Source organism: Pontibacter silvestris (genome assembly GCF_020907275.1).
Classification (GTDB): domain Bacteria; phylum Bacteroidota; class Bacteroidia; order Cytophagales; family Hymenobacteraceae; genus Pontibacter; species Pontibacter silvestris.
Genome location: NZ_JAJJWI010000069.1, coordinates 1 through 1991, shown reverse-complemented (window position 1 = coordinate 1991; position 1991 = coordinate 1). Strand labels below are relative to the sequence as shown.

At 42.7% G+C, this 1991-nt stretch carries 1 protein-coding gene; it reads right to left on the bottom strand.

The window, feature by feature from the left end; translation table 11 throughout:
* Positions 1-163: 163 nt before the first annotated feature.
* Positions 164-1816 carry a beta-galactosidase domain 4-containing protein gene (locus LN995_RS21510; protein ID WP_229963155.1) on the bottom strand — a complete coding sequence of 551 codons (1653 nt, stop codon included), beginning with the start codon at positions 1814-1816 and terminating at the stop codon, positions 164-166.
* Positions 1817-1991: the final 175 nt, after the last annotated feature.

Genomic DNA, 1991 nt, shown 5'->3' with positions numbered 1-1991 from the left:
CGCTGGAATCGAAGGGTCCCGTTTTGGTACTCTGGCGGGACCTCCAATCAACATAACAGTTACGGTATAAACAACCTCATTTTATCAAAGTGAGTAATTAGGCCTCTCAAATGCTGCCTTGTGTCCTACCTACTCCTTTACTTCCAATCTATCAGTACTTCGATCATCTGTGTGATACTTTTAAAGTGCTGGCATCAAAACACTCCCATGCCAAAACATGTCCTTTATCAGCCCATGAAGTGTCTTCCTTAGACACTATTTCAAAGCTTATAGTATAAGCCTTATCCTTAAGGGAGTCGAAGCTAAAGGGCAGCTTTATAAGTCGAAACCCTCCCGGCTCGATGCTTAAATCATTTACTTCTCCCTCCCTTAGTACCTTGTCTCCATCAAGTAGCTTCCATTTTAGCAGCACATTGTCCAGCACAGCAAAATCAAGGAGGTTAGAGATGCTAGCCTTACTGTCTTTGCTGACCTGAATTTTTACCGGCTGGTACGCTTTCTTCAGTTTAATTAGGTTCTCACCAGTTAATTGCTCAAACCCTTGGGCAGCGGTAGGTAGATTAACAACAGCATTTTCTAAAAACGGCCTATCCGAATCCAACACCAAAAGACTGTCCTTTAAAGCAGAAGCATGCTCCTTTGAAATGCTTAGATTACCATCTGTAGCCCATGCTACCACGGAGGGGTGGTTTCTGATCTGGTAAATCATCGATAAGCGCTGCCTGAGCCACAAATCATCATAGCTCTCTTTCTTGCTATCCGGCGGCTGCATCGGATACATGTATTGCACAATATACAGCCCGTACTCATCGGCTAAACTGTAAAGGTCATTATTGGCCGGCAAACCATAGACAAGTAACGTGTTAACAGAATGTTGCTTGACATTTCTTATAAACTCTCTGAGGGAGTCCTTGGTGGGTACTGGTGCATCAAGAGGGGGGTGTATGTAGGCAGCTGGCTTGAAATGCACACCTACATTATTGATTCTTAACTGGCCCTCTTTCACCTCAGTAGTTCTGACCCCTACTCTGTCACTAACTACTACTGACGCGTTATCACGGGTGGAAGAGACAAGAACATTAACCGTATACAGGTAAGGTGTTTCGGCAGTCCACTTATTGGAGTACACATCAGGGTGGTTGAAAAAGTAAAACCTCCAGTGCCCCTCAGCAGGGATTTCATTGTTATTACTTATATAGTCCTTGTCAAATGTATAAACTACTTCACCCTTATCGTCCCTGACTTTTTCGGCCGTATGAAAATTCGACTTGTACGTAGCGCTTGGGGAGTGATTCTTTAAATCAATAAAATACATCCAATTCAAGCTTCTGTAGAGGTTAGGATACTTCTTATCTATTCTCAAATGTGTTGATGCGGCATGTACATTTGGGACTGCAAACAAAAGTGCCTTATATACTAAGTTATCTATACTTTTCACTTCCCGATCGCTTATAACCTTTATAGTTACAGAATCACTTTTAGCTGGTATTAGTGAAGTAAGATTGATTTTAGTGTTCACGCCTGGTGCTGCCAGTTCTAACTTATGACCGTTTACCTCTACTGTGAAAGCAGCCTTTGGAGCATATAGCACAAGTAACTTTTCCTTCTGAAGCCACTGCGGAGGCATCTCAACGGTGGTGGAGAAAACAGAGGGGTATTTGCTCCTGACCTGCTGGACTTCTTTGCTCCATACTAGTTCTTGAACTAGCGTCGATGCGAGCGGATTGAATGTCAGGGCTTCCTCTTCATTATTGAAAGGAACAACTATCTGCCCATGCTCCATCAAACTGGCTTTTATGTCTTTAGTCTGTGCCAAAGAGCTGGCAGCAACTATTTGAAATAATAGCCATAACAATGAATAATTCTTCATATAAGTAAATTAGGCAAAATTCATGAATGAAGGGTCCTTACATGAACATTGAGTCAAGCTACGCGCCAGCGAGTTTGAGCCATCTTTTGCGTGTCAGCTATGGCTTACTGCTTCTACTTAT